Genomic DNA, 1,679 nt, shown 5'->3' on the forward strand with positions numbered 1-1,679 from the left:
GCATCATGTACTGGATCGCGGCTTGCTGGTGTAGAGGAGCGGGACCCTCGGTCATCTCATCACCCCAAGAACTCTCGCAGCAACAGCAGAGCGACGCCGACAGCGACCAGTGAGTACATAACGAACCGGAAAGTGCGGTCTCTGGGCATGGCGTAGGCCTATCGACCTTCAACGAACATGAGCAGCAGCGCCCTGACGACCATCAGGCTTCCGAAGATCCTAACCGCGAAGCCATTGCATGCCGAGGAACCGAGGATAGGTTCTGAGAGCTATATGGTGGCGAAGAAGATTCACCCGGGTGCCGTCTGCGGTGTCATCCCTTGATCGGATGCGCCAGCAAGATCGCGGTCCGAACCATGTTGCGCTTCCAGGCCGGCTTGTCAGTGGTCAGCGCCTCGGCCGCGCGCGTGTTCGTGCGGAGCGTCTCGGCGAGGTCGAGCGTCCAGCCCTTCGCGAGCGGGTAGGCCTCGGTCGCCAGATCCGCGAGCATCGCGTCAACCGCGGCGTCGATCTCCTGGTCGGTGATCTCGGCGGCCTTGCGCAGCTCGGAGACGGTAGGGTTGGTGGCCATGGTCGAGTGCTAGCGCCAGCGGCTTCACCCGTCCATGAGGCCCATTCGCGTTGCCTCGTTGAGAAGCTCTGAGCGGGTCATCACCTCGCCATTCACCCGCCAGAGCGCGGGGTCCTCGGCGAAAGGACCCGCACCGAGATGACGGCCAAGCGCCTCAAGGGGGCGGGCCGGGCCTACGAGACGGTGCCGGGCACCGCCCTCAAGGTCGGCGACGTCGTCTTGGTCGAGGCCGGCGACCTGATCCCCTCCGACGGCGAAGTGATCGAGGGCGTGGCCTCCGTGAACGAGGCCGCCATCACGGGCGAATCCGCACCGGTGATCCGCGAATCCGGCGGCGACCGCTCGGCGGTGACCGGCGGCACGCAGGTTCTTTCGGACGAGATCAAGGTCCGCATCACCGCGGCGGCCGGCTCGACCTTCGTCGACCGGATGATCGCCCTGGTGGAGGGCGCCTCGCGGCAGAAGACGCCGAACGAGATCGCCCTGAACATCCTGCTCGCCGGGCTCACCATCGTGTTCGTCTTCGCGGTGGCCTCGATCCCGAGCTTCGCGAGCTACGCGGGCGGTTCGATCCCCGTGATCGTCCTCGTCGCCCTGTTCGTCACGCTGATCCCCACGACGATCGGCGCGCTGCTCTCGGCGATCGGCATCGCCGGCATGGACCGGCTGGTGCGCTTCAACGTGCTCGCCATGTCGGGCCGCGCCGTCGAGGCCGCGGGCGACGTCGACACCCTGCTCCTCGACAAGACCGGCACGATCACGCTCGGCAACCGGCAGGCCACCGAGTTCCGCCCGGTCTCCGGCGTGAGCGCGCAGGAGCTCGCCGACGCGGCGCAGCTCGCCTCCCTGGCGGACGAGACGCCGGAGGGCCGCTCGATCGTCGTCCTGGCCAAGGAGAAGTACGGCATCCGCGCCCGCGACATGGCGGGTCTCAACGCCACCTTCGTGCCGTTCACCGCGCAGTCGCGCATGTCGGGCGTCGATCTGGAGAGCGCCTCGATCCGCAAGGGCGCGGTCGACGCCGTGATCGCGTCCCTGTCCGGCCAGCCCGTGGCGAGCCGGGGCTCGAACGCCGCCCTCGCCTTCCAGCCGGCTCCGGAGACGGGCG

At 68.0% G+C, this 1,679-nt stretch carries 1 protein-coding gene and 1 pseudogene; one reads left to right on the top strand and one right to left on the bottom strand.

The window, feature by feature from the left end; all coding sequences use genetic code 11:
* Positions 1 to 313: 313 nt before the first annotated feature.
* Complete coding sequence (locus I53_RS21970; protein ID WP_043352735.1) at positions 314 to 571, bottom strand: hypothetical protein; 258 nt, start codon at positions 569 to 571, stop codon at positions 314 to 316.
* A 123-nt stretch (positions 572 to 694) separates the two neighbouring features.
* Between I53_RS21970 and I53_RS21975 the strand changes: the two are divergent.
* Positions 695 to 1,679: pseudogene (locus I53_RS21975) on the top strand (HAD-IC family P-type ATPase); the annotation flags it as partial.

Origin of the sequence: Methylobacterium sp. B1, assembly GCF_000333255.1 — a bacterium.
GTDB lineage: Bacteria > Pseudomonadota > Alphaproteobacteria > Rhizobiales > Beijerinckiaceae > Methylobacterium > Methylobacterium fujisawaense.